This window comes from Streptomyces sp. XY006 (assembly GCF_002237655.1).
Classification (GTDB): domain Bacteria; phylum Actinomycetota; class Actinomycetes; order Streptomycetales; family Streptomycetaceae; genus Streptomyces; species Streptomyces levis.
This window is the reverse complement of record NZ_NOKT01000001.1, coordinates 334,060-352,358: the sequence shown is the minus strand read 5'-3', so window position 1 is coordinate 352,358 and position 18,299 is coordinate 334,060. Positions and strand designations below refer to the sequence as shown.

7 protein-coding genes are annotated in these 18,299 nt (G+C 74.9%); 4 read left to right on the top strand and 3 right to left on the bottom strand.

The features are described from left to right. Positions 1 to 17: 17 nt before the first annotated feature. Together CHR28_RS01565 and CHR28_RS01560 are read right to left on the bottom strand one after the other, a co-directional pair. Positions 18 to 3,905: a type I polyketide synthase gene (locus CHR28_RS01565; protein WP_256984060.1), complete on the bottom strand. Its 3,888-nt coding sequence runs from the start codon at positions 3,903 to 3,905 to the stop codon at positions 18 to 20. Then, positions 3,898 to 12,531, bottom strand: a complete 8,634-nt coding sequence (locus tag CHR28_RS01560) for a non-ribosomal peptide synthetase (RefSeq protein ID WP_094051560.1) — start codon at positions 12,529 to 12,531, stop codon at positions 3,898 to 3,900. Before CHR28_RS01560 ends, CHR28_RS01565 begins: the two co-directional genes overlap by 8 nt. Positions 12,532 to 13,002: 471 nt before the next feature. On the opposite strand from CHR28_RS01560, the gene CHR28_RS01555 reads away from it, so the two are divergent. Both CHR28_RS01555 and CHR28_RS01550 read left to right on the top strand, forming a co-directional pair. Then, the gene (locus CHR28_RS01555; RefSeq protein WP_094051559.1) at positions 13,003 to 14,310 is read left to right on the top strand and encodes a phthiocerol/phthiodiolone dimycocerosyl transferase family protein; all 1,308 of its coding nucleotides are present in this window, start codon (positions 13,003 to 13,005) and stop codon (positions 14,308 to 14,310) included. Between the two features lie 63 nt (positions 14,311 to 14,373). Further along, on the top strand, positions 14,374 to 14,892 hold the full coding sequence (locus CHR28_RS01550) for an RNA polymerase sigma factor (RefSeq protein ID WP_094051558.1): 519 nt from the start codon (positions 14,374 to 14,376) through the stop codon (positions 14,890 to 14,892). Positions 14,893 to 15,000: 108 nt separating this feature from the next. On the opposite strand, the gene CHR28_RS01545 is transcribed toward CHR28_RS01550, so the two are convergent. Next, positions 15,001 to 15,681 (bottom strand): PAS domain-containing protein, encoded by a 681-nt coding sequence (locus CHR28_RS01545; protein WP_094051557.1) that lies wholly within the window; start codon positions 15,679 to 15,681, stop codon positions 15,001 to 15,003. A gap of 681 nt (positions 15,682 to 16,362) precedes the next feature. On the opposite strand from CHR28_RS01545, the gene CHR28_RS01540 reads away from it, so the two are divergent. Continuing rightward, the gene (locus CHR28_RS01540) at positions 16,363 to 17,706 is read left to right on the top strand and encodes a helix-turn-helix domain-containing protein (RefSeq protein WP_094051556.1); all 1,344 of its coding nucleotides are present in this window, start codon (positions 16,363 to 16,365) and stop codon (positions 17,704 to 17,706) included. Further along, complete coding sequence (locus CHR28_RS01535) at positions 17,703 to 18,269, top strand: DUF6328 family protein (RefSeq protein ID WP_256984059.1); 567 nt, start codon at positions 17,703 to 17,705, stop codon at positions 18,267 to 18,269. The genes CHR28_RS01540 and CHR28_RS01535 overlap by 4 nt, the downstream gene beginning before the upstream one ends. Positions 18,270 to 18,299: the final 30 nt, after the last annotated feature.

The window sequence follows — 18,299 nt, the reverse complement described above, 5'->3', positions numbered from 1 at the left end:
TTCTCCTCGACGCGGGTTCAGGGGGAAGGGGCCGCGGCGGCCGGGCCGTCGAGGCCGCGCAGGGCCTTGGCGACCGCTTCGCCGATGCGGGCGATCGGTTCGGGTTCGGTCATCTCGTAGTGGCCGCACGGCACGTGGTGGTCGTGCAGGGTGCCGTCGACGTACGGCCGCCAGCTGTCGGCCTTGCCCGGCAGCACCGCCAGGTCCGCCGGGAAGCCGGTGGGCTGCTCCTCGGCTGCGCTGAAGAACAGCACGTCACCGCGGTACACCCCGGGCGCGAACTGGGGCGCGATGCGCAGGTTGTTGCGCATGACGGCGGCGATGGCGGCGGCCTCGGCACGGGTGACGGGGACGCTCGACGGGTCGGCCGCGACCCGGGCGTCGATCCGGTCCAGGACGGTGTCCACGGGCGCCCCGTCGACGGCGAGCCCGGCCACCCTGGACAGCAGGGCGGCGACCTGGCGTTCGGCCGCCTCGGGGTCGTGGGCGATGCCGTGCGGCTGGGGCGCGTCGAGCATGGCGAGGAGTTCCACCCGCTCGCCGTCGCGCTGCAGGGAGCAGGCCATGGCGTGGGCGACGAAACCGCCGTAGGACCAGCCGAGCAGCCGGTAGGGGCCGTGCGGCTGCACCTTCCGTACCAGGTCGAGGTAGTGGGCGACCATGGCGGCGGCGTCCGGGGCGGGGGGCCGGGTGCCGTCGAGGCCGGCCGCCTGGATGCCGTACACGGGCTGGTCGCCGCCGAGGTGCGGCAGCAGGCCCGTGTAGCGCCAGGCGACGCCCGCGCCGGGGTGGACGCAGAACAGGGGCGTGGCGGTGCCCTCGGCGCGCAGCGGCAGCAGCGGGCCGAGCGCGGAGGCGGTGCCGTCCGGCGTCTCCTGGTCCGCCGGGCCGGTCGTGGCGAGGACCCCGGCCACGGTGGGCGCGGCCAGCAGGGTCGCCGCCGGGACGTCGAGGACACCGGCCTGGCGCAGCCGGCCCGCCAGCAGCACGGCACGCATCGAGTCGCCGCCGAGGTCGAAGAAGTTGTCGTGCACTCCGATGCCGCCGATGCCGAGGGTCTCCTCCCAGAACCGGGTGACCTCCCGTTCGCGGTCGGTGCGCGGCGGTACGTGCTCGGTCGTCAGCCGGGGCCGGGGGGCGAGGCCGGGGTCCGCCGTGGCCGGGGTGTCGTCGGACGTGCCGGGGTCCGGCCGGGCGCCGGGCGCGTCGATCCAGTGGCGCCGGCGCTCGAAGGCGTACGGGGGCAGCGGCGCCCGCCGGGGCGTGCCCGGCACCGGGGGCAGGGCGCTGTCGACGCCCGCGCTCCACAGCCGTCCCAGCGCCTCGGCGAGGACGAACCCGTCGGTCGCCTCGGCCTTGGCGTGCCGCATGGTGGTCACCGTCACCGGCGTCTCGTCGGTGAGCCGGCCGGTGGCGAGCTTGGTCAGCGTGTCGCCCGGCCCGATCTCCACGAGGACGGGGTGCAGCCGGTCCCACAGGGCGGTGATGCCGTCGGCGAACCGTACGGTGTCGCGGGTGTGGGCGAGCCAGTGCCGCACGGAGGTGGCCTGGGCGTCGGTGACCCAGGTGCCGGTGACGTTGGTGACGTACGGGATGCGCGGCGGGCGCAGGGTGACCTGGCGCAGATGGGTCTCGTAGGCCGGCAGGACCGGGTCCAGGACGTGGGAGTGGGCCGCGACGGGGATGCGCAGGCGGCGGAACGGGACGGCGTGGCGGGTGAGTTCGGCCTCGAAGCGGGTGACGGCGTCGAGGTGCCCGGCGACGGTGCAGGCGCCGGGTCCGTTGACGGCGGCCAGGGACAGGTCGGTGTCGAGCAGCGGCCGGATCTCCTCGGCCGGGGCGGCGACACCGACGGTGGCTCCGCCGGCCGAGCTGATGAGCCGGATGCGTTCGGTGACCAGGGGCAGCATGTCCGCGAGGTCGATGACACCGGCCAGGCAGGCGGCGGTGTACTCGCCGAGCGAGTGGCCGATCAGCGCGTCGGGGCGTACGCCCGACTCCATGAGGGTGCGGGCCAGGGCGTACTCGGTGACGACGAGCCCGAGGAACGCGGAGGTGTCGTCGGGCCGTTGCTCCTCGAAGAGGGCGGTGCGCAGGTCGGCGCCGAGGACGGGCCGCAGGATGCGGGCGCACTCGTCGACGGTGTCGCGGTAGACGGCGTGGTCGCGGTACAGCTCCTTGCCCATGCCCGGGTACTGGGTGCCGCCGCCGGGCAGCAGGAACGCCACGCGGGCCGGGTCGTCGGCGAGCGGCGGGGTGGCCGGTGCCGCGGAGCGCAGCGCGTCGAGGGCCTCCTCGCAGGTGGCGGCGGTGACGGTGAGCCGGTGGCGCAGTGCGGGCCGGTCGGTGCGCAGGGAGTGGGCCACGTCGTCCAGGCGCAGCTCCGGGCGGCGTTCGAGGTGCCGGGCGAGGGCCTCGGCCTGGCCGCGCAGGGCGCCGGCGGTGCGCGCCGACAGCGGCAGCACCAGGCGGTGGCCGTCGTGGGGCGGGCGGGGCGGGGCCGGGGGCGTGCGGGGGGCTTCCTCCAGGATGACGTGGGCGTTGGTGCCGCCGATACCGAAGGCGCTCACGGCGGCGCGGCGGGGGTGGTCGCCCTCGGGCCAGTCCTCCAGGGCGGTGGGCACGCGGAAGGGGCTCGCGTCGAAGTCGATGAGCGGATTGGGCCGGTCGAAGTGCAGGCTCGGCGGGATCTGCCGGTGTTCCAGGGCCAGGACGGCCTTGATGAGTCCGGCGATGCCGGCGGCGGCTCCGAGGTGGCCAATGTTGGTCTTGACCGAGCCGAGCGCGCAGAATCCGGTCCGGTCGGTGCTGTGCCGGAAGGCCTCCGTCAGGGCGGACACCTCGATGGGGTCGCCGAGTTTGGTGGCGGTGCCGTGGGCCTCGATCAGGCCGATGCTGGCGGCGTCGACCTCGGCCTGGGCCTGCGCGGCGAGGATGACCTCGGTCTGTCCGGCGGCGCTGGGCGCGCTGAAGCCGACCTTGCGGCGGCCGTCGTTGTTGACGGCGCTGCCGCGGATGACGGCGCGGATGCGGTCGCCGTCGGCGAGGGCGTCCTCAAGGCGCTTGAGCACGACGGCTCCCACGCCGTCTCCGGAGGAGGTGCCGGCGGCGTCCGCGGCGAAGGCCCGGCAGTGCCCGTCGGGTGAGAAGGGCCCGTCGGGTACGTGGCGGTAGCCCAGCACGGCGGAGGGGTTGAGGGAGACGGCGGCGGCGAGCGCGGTGTCGCAGCGGTGGTCCAGCAGGTCCTGGCAGGCCGTGTGCACGGCGACCAGGGCGGTGGAGCAGGCCGTCTGCAGCGACACGCTGGGGCCGGTGAGGCCGAGTTCGTAGGAGACGCGGGTGGCGAGGGTGCCCAGGGAGTTGGCCGTGGCCGCGTGGACGAGCGCCACCGAGCCGGGCTGTCCGGCGTAGCGGGGGTGGACGTGGGCGGGGTAGTAGCGGCTGTCGCCGGCCCCCGCGTACACGCCGAACGCCTCTCCCGCGCGGTCACCGCCGAGGCAGCCGGCGTCCTCCAGGGCGTGGTAGGCCGTCTCCAGCAGCAGCCGCTGCTGCGGGTCGACGACGGCGGCCTCGGCGGGGCTGTAGCCGAAGAAGCCGGAGTCGAAGCGGTCGATGCCCTCGACGACCGACGCCATCCGGATCAGTGCCGGGTCGTCGAGGTCGCGCGGGTCGCCGCCCGCGGCGAGGAACTCCTCGTCGGTGACGGGCCGTACGGACTCACGGCCGGCTGCGAGGTTCTCCCAGAAGGCGTCGAGGTCGTCGGCGCCGGGGAAGCGGCCCGCCATGCCGATGACGGCGACGGCGGGGAGGTCGTCGTCGTGGGGTGCGCTGGTCTCGTGCACGGCGTGTGTGTCGTCCTTTCCCGGATCGGTGGTGTGCGGCACGGGGTTCGCCGTCTCAGGCACGGCCGTTCTCCCTGCCCTGCCGGGCCGAGCGGCGGGCGCGGGCGGCGCGCTGGCGCTGTGCCTGCTCCTTGGCGCGGTCCAGGCCGGCCGTCGCCTGCGGCCGGGGCGGCGGTACGGCGGCCGCCGTACGGCCGGCGACGGTGGCCGACAGGTGGCGTGCCAGGTCGCGCACGGTGGGGTGGGCGAACAGGTCGACCACCGACAGGTCGGTGCCGAAGGCGCGGTTGACGGCGGTCTGCGCGGTGACGAGCAGCAGGGAATTGCCGCCCAGGTCGAAGAAGTTGTCGTCCCGGCCCACCTGGTCGCGGCTCAGGACGGCGCACCAGACCTCGGCGAGCCGGCGTTCCAGCTCGCGCGGCTCCTCGCCGGTCTCGGCGGGGTCCGCGGGCGCCGCGGTGCCCGCCGCGCGCACGACCCACGCGTCGCGCAGCCCGGCCGCGCGAGCGCTGTCGCCCGCCGCCTGGAAGAGGGCGCCCAGGTCGGTGCCGTCCTCCAGGCCCACCCGCGCGGCCAGGCGCCGGGTCTGGCGCACGGGGGCCACGACGTGGCTGCGGACCCAGGGGGCGGTGCGGTCGGCGCCGATCAGCAGGTGCGGTTCGTCCAGGGTGCGGGCGAAGTCGAACGAGCGCAGCGCGGCGGGTGTGTCGAGCAGCCGGTAGCCCCGGGCCTCGGTGAGGGCGGTGAGGCCGTAGCCGCGGCTCATGCCGCGGTCGCGCCACATGCTCCAGGCGAGCGACTGGGCGGGCAGGCCGAGGCTGCGGCGGTATCCGGCGAGGGCGTCGAGGCACGCGTTGGCGGCGGCGTAGGCGGCGTTCATGGCGCCGCCGAAGAAGCCGTTCACCGAGGAGAAGGTGACGAAGGAGGCGACCGGGTGGTCGGCGGTGAGCCGGTGCAGCGTCCACGCGCCACGCACCTTCGCCTCCAGCGCCCGGCGCCAGGTGGTGGTGTCCAGTTCGCCGACGGGGCGTTCCGTGAGCGTTCCGGCCAGGTGCAGCACCGACGTCAGGGGCACGCCCCAGGCCTCGGCGGCTGCCCGGACCGCGGCGCGCACCCGGTGTTCGTCGGTGACGTCGGCACGGGCGTAGCGGACCTCTCCGCGTTCACGCAGCCGCGGCAGGGCGTGGGCCTCGTCCTCCGGGGTGCGCCCGAGGACGAGCAGCCGGGTGCCGGGGGTGCGCAGCAGATGGGCGGCGATCTCGGTGCCGACGCCGCCGAGGCCCCCGGTGAGCAGGGTGAAGCCGTCGCGCGCGGGCGGCTCGGCGCGCGAGGGGGTGTCGGGCAGGGGGGCGAGGCGGCGCACGTACCGGTGTCCGTCGCGGTACGCCACGTCCGCGCCGTCCCCGGCGGCCGTCGCCTCGGCCGTCAGGACGGGAAGCGGGTCCGTGCCGTCGTCCGGGGGCAGGTCGAGGTGTGTGGCGCGCAGTGAACCGGACTCCTCGGCCAGCGACTTCAGGAGGGCTCCGGCCATGGCGTGGGCCGGGCTGGGCCGGTCGCCGGGGCGGACGGCCTGGGCACCGGCCGACACGTACACCAGGTCGACGGGTCGCCGCGGGCCGGGCCGTGCGGCGAGGGCCCGGGCGAACGCGAGCAGCCGCTCGACTCCTGTGGTGTCGTCCGGCGCCCGGTGTCCTTCCGTGTCGCCGAGCCCGCCGAGGTGGAGGACGGCGTCGACGGGCCGCTGGTCGTCCTCCAGCCGGCGCAGCAGCGCGGCGAAGCCGGAGTCCTCGCAGGGCCGGACGCGGTAGTGCGCGGCGTCGGTCCGGGCGTACGACGGGCCCTCCTCGACCAGCGTGCACAGGCCACCGGCGGAGCGCAGGGCGTCGGCGACCCGTCGGGCGAGCGCGGCCACCCGTGGGTCGGCGCCGGCCAGGACGAGGGTGTGCCGGCCGGGCGTCGCGGCGGGCACGTCCGGGCGTTCCGCCCGTTGCCACACCGGGCGCAGGAACCAGTCGGGGACGGTGGCCGCGGTGCCGAGCAGCACCTGGGTGCGGCGCACCTCGTCGTCGAAGTCGCCTGCCTCGAAGGCCTTGCGCAGCCTGGTGCGCTGGATCTTGCCGATCTCCGTCTTGGGGACGGCGTCCCGTGCGACGGGAATGAGGAAGGCCGGGCTGACGCCGATCTCCCGGGTGACCTTGCCGGCGATCTCCCGCAGGGCGCGGGCCGGGTCGGCGGAGGCGTCCGGGGTGAGGTGCAGGAAGAGGGCGAGTTCGTCGGTGGGCGACGAGGGGTCGGTGCGCACCGCGACCGCGGCGGTGAAGCTCCGTTCCGCGTAGGGCAGTTCCTCGACGCACGCCTCGATCTCGTGGCTGTAGTGGTTGACGCCGTTGACGATGATGACGTCCTTGGCGCGGCCGGTGATGTACAGCTCGCCGTCGCGCAGGAACGCCAGGTCGCCGGTGTCGAACCAGCCGTCGTCGGTGAACGCCTCCGCGTTGGCGGCCGGGTTGTCGTGGTAGCCGCCGGTCACCGAGGTGCCGCGGACCTGGAAGCGGCCCGCCTCGCCCTCGGGCAGGACCGTGCCCTGTTCGTCGACGATCCGCATGGCGAATCCCGGGTAGGGCCGGCCGCAGCTCACGAACGTCCCCTCGCCCGGGACCGGTTCGGCGGGCAGGACGGCGTCGGTGACCACGGAGCAGGTCTCGGACATGCCCCAGCCGGGGTGCATCACGTCCTGCGGCAGGCCGAAGGGGCGCAGTGTGTGCAGGAACCCGCGGGCCGCCGAGGCGACGACGACCTCGCCGGCGTTCATCACCAGCCGCATGGGCGAGAGGTCCCAGGTGCGGCCGGTGAAGCGGCCGGACTGCTCGGCGAGGAGCCCGAAGGCGAAGTTGGGCGCCCAGGTGACGGTGACCCGGTGCCGGTCGGCGAGGTCCATCCAGCGCAGCGGGTCCTGAAGGATCCAGGAGGTGGGGGCGTGGATCTGCCGGCAGCCCAGGTACACGTCGCGCAGGTGGAACATGACCACGCCGGTGACGTGGTCGAGCGGGATCCAGTTCAGGGAGACGTCGTCCGCTCCGAGGCCGTTCATCTGCTCGGTGGCGGCGGAGCGGGTCAGCACGTTGCGGTGGGTGAGCCGCACCGCCTTGGGCAGGCCGGTGCTGCCCGACGTCATCAGCATGAGCAGGAGGTCGTCCGGGTCGGCGGGGTGCCAGTCGTGGTCCTCGGGCGCCTCGCGCAGCGCGTCGGCCGTGGTGATGCGCGGCCCGGGCCAGTTCTGCCGGGCGGCGACCGCGCGCAGCCCGGTCTCGCGGCCGGCGGAGCACACGATCCAGGGCCGGCCGAGCATCCGCCAGATGCCCTCCAGCTTGGTCAGGGCCGCGGAGGGGGTGTCGTAGGAGGCGGGGACGGTCAGCGGGACGGCGACGAAGCCGCCGAGGACGCAGCCCCACAGCACGGCGAGGAAGTCCTCGGTGACGTCGCACTGGAGGATGACCTGGTCGCCCGGGCGCAGGCCGGCGCGGCGCAGACCGGCCAGGACGCGGGAGGCCTCGGGGATCAGGGACGCGTAGGTGCGCCGGTGCTCGCTGCCGTCGGCGTGGACGTGGACGATGTCGCCCCGGTCCAGTGCGGCGGCGCGGCGCAGGGCCTCGGCCCAGCTCGGCACGGACGGCTCGGCGAGGGCGGGGCCCTCGCTGACGGCCGGGACGGCGCCGGCCGGCTCGGGGCGGACGGCGGGGGCGGCTGGGGCGGGGCGCTCGGGCCGGCCGGTGTGGCGGCGGTCCAGTTCCTCGGGGGCGTTCTCCACCGTCACGTCCGCCGTGGTGACGCCGGGCAGCCGGGCCAGCCGTTCCCGCCAGGCACCGGCCGCGGCCGGATCGACGGCGGGCAGGGCGCGCAGCGCCGCGCTGTCGACGGTGCCGTCCTCGGTCCGGGGCAGTGCGTTGACCGCCGTGACGCGGACGGATCCGTGGCCCGCGCGTTCCAGGAGTTCCTCGACGCGTGCGGCGGCGTCCGGCCGCCCGGGCACCACGTACAGCCGTGCGGGGGCGTCGCCGCTGCCGGGCAGGGCGTGGGCGTCGCGGATGCCGGGCACGGACCGGGCCGTGTCCGCCAGGTCCGCGGGGTCGGTCGCGGCCGGGGCCGGGGCGCGCTCGGGGAGCGCGGGCAGCCGGCCGAGGCGGATGCCGGGGTCGGTGCCGACCGTGCGCAGGACGTCGTGCAGTGCGCGGGCGAACGCCTCGGCGGTCCCGGCGTCGTAGAGGTCGGTGGCGTATTCGACGTGCAGCGTCAGGCCGTCGGGGGCGCCCTCGGGGTCGTGGCTCTCCAGGACGTCCACGAACAGGTCGAACTTGGCGGTGCCCGTGGCCGTGGGCCGCAGCCGCGTGCGCGTGCCGTCGAGTTCGAGGACGGCGGGCGCGTTGTTCTGCAGGGCCAGCATCACCTGGAACAGGGGGTGCCGCCCGGGCGTGCGGACCGGGTTGAGGTCCTCCACCAGCCGGTCGAAGGGCAGGTCCTGGTGGTCCAGGGCGGCCAGGTCGGCGGTGCGCAGCCGGGCGAGGAGGTCCCGGAAGGCGGGGTCGCCGGAGGTGTCGGCGCGCAGCACCAGGGTGTTGGTGATCAGGCCGATCAGGGGGTCGAGGCCGGGTTCGGTGCGGCCCGCGACGGGGGTGCCGAGGACGATGTCCTCGCCGGCGCCGCAGCGGGTGAGCAGGGCGCTGAGGGCGGCGTGGAGCACCATGAACAGGCTGGCTCCCTCGCGGTCGGCCAGGCGCAGCAGGGCCCGGTGCAGGGCGCTGTCGACGGCGAGTTCGACGTGGGCGCCCGCGCCGCGCGGCGTGGCGGGCCGCGGCCGGTCGCCGGGCAGGGTGCACTCCTCGGGCAGGCCGTCCAGCGCGGTGCGCCAGTGGGCGGTGAGCCGCTCCAGCCGGCCCGGGCCGTCCGGTCCGGGGGCGAGCAGGGCGCGCTGCCACAGCGCGTAGTCGGCGTACTGCACCGGCAGGGGTGTCCAGTCGGGGGCCCGCCCGGCCCGGCGGGCCGCGTAGGCGGCGGACAGGTCGGCGGCGAAGGGGCCGAGCGACCAGCCGTCGGCGGCGCTGTGGTGCAGGACGAACAGCAGGACCCGCTCGCTGCCGCTGCCCAGCAGCCAGGCCGCGAGGGGGCTTTCGGCGGTCAGGTCGAAGCGGCGGCGCAGCGCGGCGGTCACGTGCGCGGCGGTCTCCGCGGCGGGGCAGTCGACGTGGCGCAGCACCGGGCGCAGCTCTCCCGGCGCGAGGATGCGCTGGTGGGCGACCCCGTCGTGTTCGGCTATCACCGTGCGCAGGCTCTCGTGCCGGTCGGCCAGGTCGCCGAGCGCGGCGTCGAGCGCCTCGGTGTCGAGTTCGGTTCCCACGGGGACGAGGAGCGGGATGTGGTAGGTGGCCGCGCCTTCGTCGAGCCGGTTCAGGAACCACATGCGTTCCTGCGCGAAGGACAGCGGCACCCGCTGCGTGCGTGCGGCGGCGCCGAGGGCCGGCCGGGGCGGGGCGCCGTCCGCCCCCGCGGCGAGCCGCTCGGCGAGTGCGGCCGGGGTCGGCGTCTCGAACAGGGCGGTGATGGGGATCTCCGCGCCGGTCTCGTGCCGCAGACGGGCCAGCAGCCGGGTGGCGAGCAGGGAGTCGCCGCCCAGGTCGAAGAAGCCGGCGTCCACGCCCACGCTGTCGCGCGGCAGTCGCAGCACGTCCTCGAACAGGGCGCACACCAGGCGCTGTTGCGGTGTGACGGGACGGGTGCCGGACGCGGCGGCGGTGAAGTCGGGCTCGGGCAGGGCCTGGACGTCGAGTTTGCCGTTGGCGGTCAGCGGCAGGGTGTCCACCGGGACGCAGGCGGCCGGGACCATGTGCTCGGGCAGGTGCGCGGCGGCGTGGGCGCGCAGTGCGCCGGGGTCCGCCGGTGTGTCCCCCGAGGGGACGGTGTAGGCGATGAGATGGACTGTGCCGTTGCCGGAGCGGCGGGGCACGACGGCGGCGCGGGCGACGCCCGGGTGGGCGGCCAGGACGGCCTCGATCTCCCCGGGCTCCACGCGGAAGCCGCGCAGCTGCACTTGGGCGTCGGCGCGGCCGACGTAGTCGAGCGTGCCGTCGGGGCGGCGCCGGGCCAGGTCGCCCGAGCGGTACATGCGGGTGCCGGGCGGCCCGTAGGGATCGTCGAGGAAGCGTTCCGCGGTCTGCTCGGGCCGGTTCAGGTAGCCGGTGGCGACGCCGGCGCCGGAGACGTACATCTCGCCGGTCGCGCCGGGCGGAACCGGGCGGCCCTCGGCGTCCAGCAGGTGCACCCGGAGGTCGGCGAGCGGTGTGCCGATGACGCTGACGCGGCGCGGGTCGTCCAGGTCGGCCGGGGTGAGGCGGTGGTGGGTGACGTGCACGGTGGTCTCGGTGATGCCGTACATGTTCACCAGCGCCGGGCGGTCCAGGCCGTGCCGTTCGGCCCAGGGGCGCAGCCGCGCCGGGCGCAGGGCCTCCCCGCCGAAGACGACGTAGCGCAACGCCCCGGTGCCGCGGCCGTGTTCGAGGTCGGCGTCGACGAGCTGCTCGAACGCGGACGGCGTCTGGCTGAGGACGGTCACGCCCTCGCGGTGCAGCAGGTCGAGGAAGTCGCGCGGCGAACGGCTGACGGCGTACGGCACGACGACGACCCGGCCGCCGTGCAGCAGGGCGCCCCAGATCTCCCAGACCGAGAAGTCGAAGGCGTAGGAGTGGAACAGCGTCCACACGTCGTCGGCCCGGAAGTCGAAGTGCTCGGCCGCGGCGGCGAACAGCCGTACGACGTTGGCGTGCGGCACGGGCACGCCCTTGGGGCGGCCGGTGGAGCCGGAGGTGTGGATGATGTACGCGGTGTCGGACGGGCGCACCGGGCCGTGCCGTTCGGCGTCGGTCAGGTCGGTGCCGGAGCGCCGGGCGAGATCCGCGGCCACGTCCGGATCGTCCAGGAGGACGGCGGGGACGGCGTCCTGGGCGAGGTGGGCGTGGGCGTGCTCGGTGACGAGGACGACGGGGGCCGCGTCCTCGACGACCAGCCGCAGCCGCCCGGCCGGCTGACCGGGGTCGAGGGGCAGGTAGGCGGCGCCGGTCTTGAGGACGGCCAGCAGGGCGGGCAGCAGCCGGATGCCGCGCTCCAGGGCGAGCGCCACGACCCGGCCGGGGCCCGCGCCGTGCTCGGTCAGCAGCCGGGCCAGCCGGTTGGCCTCGGCGTTGAGCGCGGCGTACGTGAGCTGTTCGTCCCCGTGGCTGACGGCCGTCCGTTCGGGCCCGGCCGCCGCGCGCTCCTCGAACAGCTCCGTCAGGGACCGCTCGACCGGATAGCTGCGGACGGGCGTGTCGCGGGGGTGTTCCCCCGGCAGCAGGATGTCCAGATCGCCCAGCGGTGTCGCCGGTTCGGCCTCGGCCAGCCGGCGCAGCAGAGTGAGGAAGCGGTCGCGGTGCAGGGCCAGTTCATCCTCGTCGTAGAGGGCGGGGTTGGCGTCGAAGGCCAGCCACAGGCCGCCGTGGGCCCCGGGGCGCACCGAGATCTGGAAGTCGTCGACGGCTCCGCCGGACAGGTGGTGCCAGGTAGTGGGGTGCCCGCCGAAGACCGGGGTCTCGTCGAACGGGATGATGTTGAGCACCGGCCCGTACAGCCGGCGCCCGGTGCCCAGCAGACCGAGGTCGCGGCGGAGGAACTCGCCGCGGTACCTCTGGTGGCGGCGCAGGGCCTGCAGTTCGTCCGCGACGGTCCGGGCCAGTTGCGCGACGGAGGTGCCGGAGGCGGCGGACACGCGCAGCGGGAGGACGTCGGAGGCGGTGCCGGGGGCGCGCAGAGCGGCGCTGCCGAGGCGGCTCATCGTGGCCAGCCCGAGCACCAGGTCGCCGACGCCGGTCATCCGCTGCAGGTAGGCGGCGGTCGCGGCGGTCAGCAGGTCGGTGCGCCGGATGCCGAGGCGGGTCGCCGCGGCGTCGAGGACCTGGGTCTCGGCGGGCGTCAGCTCGGCGGTGCGGCGCAGGAAGGGTGCGGTGGGAGCCGCCGTGCGGGAGGTGAGCCGGGCGGGCTCCGGCAGGTCGGCCAGGCGCCGCGCCCAGTGGTCCCGGTCGCGGGTGTACCGCTCGGAGGCCAGGTAGGCCGCCTCCTCCTCCTGGAGCCGGCGCACCGGTGCGAAGGGGCAGGGCTCCGGTTCCCGCCCCTCGGCCAGGGCGTTGTACGTCTCGGCCAGGCGGCGCCCGAGGAGCTTGTAGCTGTAGCCGTCCAGGAGCAGGTGGTGGGCCCTGAGCAGCCACAGGTGGCGGTCGGGGGCGAGGGTCAGCAGGGTGTGCGCGAACAGCGGGCCCTTCTCCAGGTCCACGGGGGTCGCGAGGTCGGCGCGGACGTGCTCCCAGGCGGCGGCCTCGGGATCCGCGGCGGCACTGAAGTCGGCCCGGTGCAGGGTCCAGTCGTCCGCGTCGGGCGCGGGATGGCAGCGGGGCCCGTCGTCGGTGTCGGCGAAGCGCAGGGCGAAGGTGTCGGCCTCCGTGACGACGCGCCGCAGCGCCGTCTCGAACAGGGCGGTGTCGAGGGGCCCGTGGATTTCGACGGCCTCCGCTGTGTTGTACGCGGCGCTGTCCGGTGCGAGCCGTCCGGCGTACCAGAGGCCCTCCTGGGCCCCGGACAGCGGTCGACGTGCGTCCTCCTGGAGTGACATAGCGCAACCCTCACGTGGCAAGCCGTAAATGTCCCGGACGGCGGAGCCCGGCCGGATCGGACGGGTGCGGCCACCCCCGGGGCGCCCGCGCGTGCCGTGTGGCGGCGCGCCGGGCCGGCCCACAGGGAGGAGAGGAGGCCGCACACCGAGGGCGGGGGGATACCTCGCCCGCCCCGGTTTCACGTCACAGCACGGTGGTGCACCGGCGCCATGGAGGTCAAGGCGAACCGGCCCTCCGACCGACGATTCAAGGGTTTCCCTGAATTTCGAGGGGCCGGGGAGTGCGGGTCGCGGCTCAACTTCTAGGGAAATCACGCGACTTCCCCGCATGCCGCCCGCTCCGCTGGATTCGGCCGCGGTCCGCCGTGCACTCTCGGAGGGCCCCCCGACCTCCCCGCGGACCGCCGCGGTGGCGGACCTGTCCCGGGGCCGTGCACTTCCGGAACGAACGACGGAAAGAAGGCTGACGGCATGCACCGTGTGCTGTGTCCGGTCGAGACGCTCTACGTGGGCCAGAGAAGCAGGGCCGTACTGTCCTGCACCCTGCGTGGACCGGTGGACGTCGCGGCGCTGTCGGCCGCGTTCGACGCCACCACGGAGGCCGCCCCGCCGCTGCGCTCCCGCATCGAACAGGACGGCGGCGAGTACGTGTTGCGGGTCCTCGGTGCGGACGAGCGGCCCCGGCTGATCACCCGGACCGGCGACGAGCACGAGGCCTACGCGGCGGAGCTGAACAGGCCGCTGCCGGTCGGGGGCCCGCTGAGCCGTGCCGTGCTGGTCAGCGCGCCGGACGGGGAGAGCCACCTGTTCGTGCTGGTGGTCGACCACACCGTGACCGACGGCCACAGCAGCATCGCGCTGCACAACGCCCTGTGGGACCGCTACCGGGCGCTCGTCGAAGGCACCACCGACGTGACCGCCGATCCGGAACTCCCGCGCTGGCCCGAGCCGGTGAGCCGGCTGCTGCCTCCGGTCGACGACGCCGACACGGCGAAGTACCTCGACGGCCGTCTGGAGGAGATACGCCGGCACCCGGTCGAACTGGTCCCGTACGACGTCGCGGGCGGCGAAGGGGCCGGCGCGGACGGGCACATCGAGGTGCGCAGGCTGACCCTGGACCCGGAGCTCACCTCACGGCTGCGCCGGACGGCGCGCGACTCGGGCGTCTCCGTGCACGCCCTGATCTCCGCGACACTGCTGGTCACCGCCCGGCGGCGGCTGCCCGAAGGCGCGGGAGCCCGCACCCTCGGCTGTCTCTCCCCCGTCGACCTGCGCTCGCGGCTGACCCCGCCGCTGCCCGCCTCCGCCCTGGTCCCCGCGGTCACCACCCATCTGCAGACCCTGGAGGTGTCCGAGGCCTCCGAGCCGCTGGACGTGGCCCGTGCCGTGCACGCCCGCCTCGGCGACTTCCTCTCCCGCGGCGACCACGTCCACGAGATGCGCATCACGCCGGAGATCCCCCGCAACCCCCAGCTGCAACTGGCCACGGTGATCGCCACCAACATGGGGGTGGTCCCCGGCCCGCGGCTGCCGGAGGGGCTGCGGGCGGTCGACGTGCGGCTGGTCCCGGCCCGCGAGCACTACTTCCCGCAGGCCGGACGCAGCCCCGTCATGGCCTGTGTCGTCTCCTTCGAGGGCCGGCTCAGCATCGAGTTCCCGCATTCGACCGCCTGTTACAGCCCGTCCTTCATGCGGGCGTTCCGCGACGACGTGCGCGCCGGGCTCCTGCTCTTCACGACCGCGGCGGAACCCGGGCTCGCCGGGGCCGCCGGCGGCTGAGCGCGGCCCGTACCCGATTCCCGACCCCCGCCCGCCCGGTTGCGTAAGGAACCCCAGCCCGACATGACCACCGTCAGCGAACTCCCCTCTCCCCTGACGCTGCTCCCCCGAGCCCAGGCGGGCGACGAGCACGCGATGAACCACCTGCTGACCGGCATCACGCCGTACGTCGCGCGCATCTGCAGGTCCATCACCCGCGACGACGGTGCCGACGCCACACAGGAGGCACTGCTCGCCATCTACCGCGGTCTGGGTTCCCTGCGCGAACCGGCGGCCTTCTACGGCTGGGTGCGCTCGGTGACGGTGCGGGAGGCCGTCCGCACCGCCAGACGCTACGGCGCCGAGAGCTGCTGCTCCGAGGTGGAGTCGCAGGCGGAGACGAACCCCATGGACGCGGTGTACATCAGCGACGTGCTGGAGCGTCTGTCCCAGGCCCACCGGCAGGTCCTCACCCTGCGCGCCTACGGGCTGAACGAGGAGGAGATGGCCGAGGTGCTCGCCCTGCCGGTGGGCACCGTGCGTTCCCGGCTCTTCCGTGCCCGCCGCCGGTTCCAGGAGGCGTGGCAGCCCTCGGCGGCGTGAGGCCGGCGCCCGCGCTCGCGGGCCCGGGCCGATACGGCGGCGGCCGTGGCGGAGTCTGTCCGCCACGGCCGCCGCGGCGGGGCCGGGCAGGCCCCGCTCCGTTGCCTACTACCGCACGCGTTCCGGGAGGACACGCGGGGGCCACTGCCCGGCGGCGAACATCCCGAGCGCGTGCGCCCGCGCCACGAGAGCGGGCCGGTTCGGGGCGTCGAAACGCCGCAGCATCTGGCCGACGCGGTACTCGATGCCCTGACGGCTCAGATACAGACGGGAGGCCAACTGCACCGTGGATTCGCCGCTCGCCACCCCTTCCAGGACCTGCGCGTCGAGGGCGCTGAGTACGGGCCCGCCGGTGGCCGCTTCTGCGGTCCGGCGCAGGAAGACGACGATCCCGGCCATCTCGCCCGAGGGCTTCCGCACGGCCACCCCCGTGACTTCTGCCGGGAATGCACGGCCTGCGCCGTCCCGCCCCGTCACCCTTTCCTTGAATTTTCGACTACGCCCTGAGGAAAGAGCCGTGAACTGTTCCCGCAATTCAGCCGGATCAGGGGAACGCAGCAGTTCGAGCAGTTCGCGTCCGCATATCTCGTCGGCGCTCAGGCCGAATTGGCGGGCGAATTCTGGTTCCGCGGCCGTGACGACCAGGTCCGCGGGGGACACATGGGCTGTGCAGGCGGCCGCCCGGGGGGCGCCGCCCGGCTCGCGGATCAGGTCGCGCCGGGCCGGGGCCGCCGGAGGTGCGGTGCTCTTCTTGCGGGGCGAGGCGTCGGGGAAACTCGTGGTCGCCACGGACGTACCGTCCTTCTTCCTGCGCGTGGGGGGCTGGGAAGGGTGAGCGGACGCGGAGCGGACCGATGCGCTGTGCCTGGGTGTAGACGAGCGCCCGGTGTCGGCACGCGCCACCTCGTCGGTGGCCGGGGCCGGGTGTCCGCGTCGTCCCGGGCCGGCGATGGGCGCCGGACTCCCGGGTCGGGTCAGGGTCAGCAGAGGAAGCGGCGCCTGGGCGACCGGCATCCGGGTCAGACGGATAACGTTGTCATGAGCCTTCCATCCCGATGCGCGATCTCGTCGGCGTGCACCGCGGGACGGCCGGGTGCGAGTAAGTCATGCCGTGGCAAAAAGCCCGGCCGGTTACTGCGCAGCACGAAAACCTCCATAGGACGAAGGGGGGATCGCTCAAGGGGGTCGCCTTTGAGACTAAGGGCAGGAAACCCCCGAGGCAAGAGTTTGTCAGGTGACCTCGGCAACTCGCCAACTGTGGTGCGAGCGGGCCTATTTCGGGCAGCGGGAACCCCCGGTTCAAGCAATTCCGGCGGGTCTCGGCACCGCCTCCGCAATGCGCGGTCGGGCCGTGTCCGACGGCTTGTCGCCCCTTGGCGTGCTTCATAAAGTGATGACACCTCACGTGCCCGATCGGGCAAGCGGAACCACGGGTACCGTGCCGACCGGGCCCCCGATCCGAGGAGGGAGATGCTCGACCAGCCGCAGTTCGGCCGCCGGCTGAGGAGGCTCCGAGTGGCCCGTGGCCTGAGCCAGGCCGACGTCGTCGGCGACGGCATGTCGACGGGGCACCTGTCGCGCCTGGAGTCCGGCGAACGGCGTCCCACCGAGCGCATCGTGGCCTACCTCGCCCAGCGGCTCGGCGTCGATGTCCCGGTCCTGGCCGGCCCGTCGGACGGCAGGTCCCTGACCGAGGTGCTGGCCGCCGTGGCCTCGGCACCACCCGGGACGGACGGCACCGCGATGCTTCGCCGCGCGGTCGAGGAGGACCCGGGCGAGGAGCCCGCCGCCCGCTGGCACGCCCTGTGGCTGCTGAGCGGTGCCGCCGGCCGCGACGGCGACCACGAGCTGGAGCGCACCCGGCTGCGGGAACTCCTCTCGCTGAGCAGGGAGTTGAACGCCCCGGACCTGCGAGTCAGGTCGCTCGCCCGGTACGCCCGCTGCACCCGCGCCCTCGGCGACCTGCGCGCCGCGGAACCGGCGGCGCGGGAGGCGCTCTCCGTCGCCCGCGCCGAGGGGCTGTGCGTGGCCGACACGCTGGCCGCTCTGCTGGAGCTGATCAGCGTCGAGACGGAACTCGGCAGGTGGGAGGCGGCCTCGCGGCACGTCGACGAACTGGAACGGGACCTGCTGCCCCGGGCCTCGGCCGGTCAGGCGGCCGAGGCGCTGTGGACGGCCGCCGTGGTCGGCAGCCGCAAGGGGGACGACGCGGCCGCCCTCGCCCGTCTCGAGACCGCGCTGGGCCTGATCGACGACGGGCAGGACCTGGCCCTCTGGGTCCGGCTGCGGATGGCCGCCGCCGCGGCGGCCGTGCGGATGTCACCGCCCCGGGTGGCCGCCGCCGAGCGGTGGCTGGCCGAGGCCGCCTCGGTCCTCGGCCCGGTCGGCACCCCCGCACAACGTCAGGAACTGCACGCGCTCCAGGCTCATCTCGCCTTCGCCCAGGGCCGGTTGGAGCACGCCGGCGCGCTGAGCCGGGCCGTGCTGTCCGAGGAGGACCTGCGTCTCCCCTACGGTGACCGGGTGCGGCTGTCGGTCCTCGACAACCGGCTGGCGATCCTGGACGGCCGGGTCGGGGAAGGCGTCGCCGCCCTCCAGCGGCTCGCGGCGCAGGCGACGCGGTCCGGGAACGTGGACCTCGCCGCGCACGTCTGGCAGGCCCTCGCCACCACGTTGGCCGCCGGCGTCCGCTCCCCCGGGCCGGCCCCGTGCCCGGCGCGGCCGGCACGGACGGGCGGGCCGCGGGCGGTCAGCCTGCATGAAAGCCGTACCGGCGGGGCAGACGGACCCTCTGACATGGGAGGGAAGCCGTGACGACGACACAGCGGAACGCGGGGCCGGAGGACGAGAGCACGCTCGGTGCGCGGCACGAGGGCGCGGACGCGAGAACCGGAGCCGGGGAGGACGAGAGCCCGCAGGAACGCGTCAACCGACGCTGGAACGAGATACTCCAGGAGACCCGGGTCACCCAGACGGGCGTGCAGATCCTCTTCGGCTTCCTGCTGAGTGTGGCCTTCACCCCGCTGTTCCGGGAGCTGGAGACGCTGGACCGTGCCCTCTACGTCACGACCGTGGTGCTCGGGGCCGCGGCCACCGGCACGCTGATCGCGCCCGTCTCCATCCATCGCTTCCTGTCCGGTCAGCGCATGAAGGACGAAGTCGTGGAGGCCGCCGGACGCCTGATGATGTGCGGCATGGTCCTGCTCGCCCTGACCATCGGCTGCACGCTGCTGCTGATCCTCCGCTTCGTCGTACCCGGCGTCTTCGCGGAAATCCTCGCGGGCGGAGTCATGCTGTGGTTCGGCCTCTGCTGGTACGTCCTCCCGCTGTACCTCCGCCGCCGCGGCGACCAGCGCTCCCAGACGAAGAGCACCTGACCCGCTGCGGCCTGTGCAAAGTGCAGCTCC

Excerpts from the sequence above, each read along its gene's own strand:
- CHR28_RS01560 (WP_094051560.1), bottom strand. The coding sequence starts at position 12,531 with ATGTCACTCCAGGAGGACGCACGTCGACCGCTGTCCGGGGCCCAGGAG.
- CHR28_RS01555 (WP_094051559.1), top strand. The coding sequence starts at position 13,003 with ATGCACCGTGTGCTGTGTCCGGTCGAGACGCTCTACGTGGGCCAGAGA.
- CHR28_RS01550 (WP_094051558.1), top strand. The coding sequence starts at position 14,374 with ATGACCACCGTCAGCGAACTCCCCTCTCCCCTGACGCTGCTCCCCCGA.
- CHR28_RS01540 (WP_094051556.1), top strand. The coding sequence starts at position 16,363 with ATGCTCGACCAGCCGCAGTTCGGCCGCCGGCTGAGGAGGCTCCGAGTG.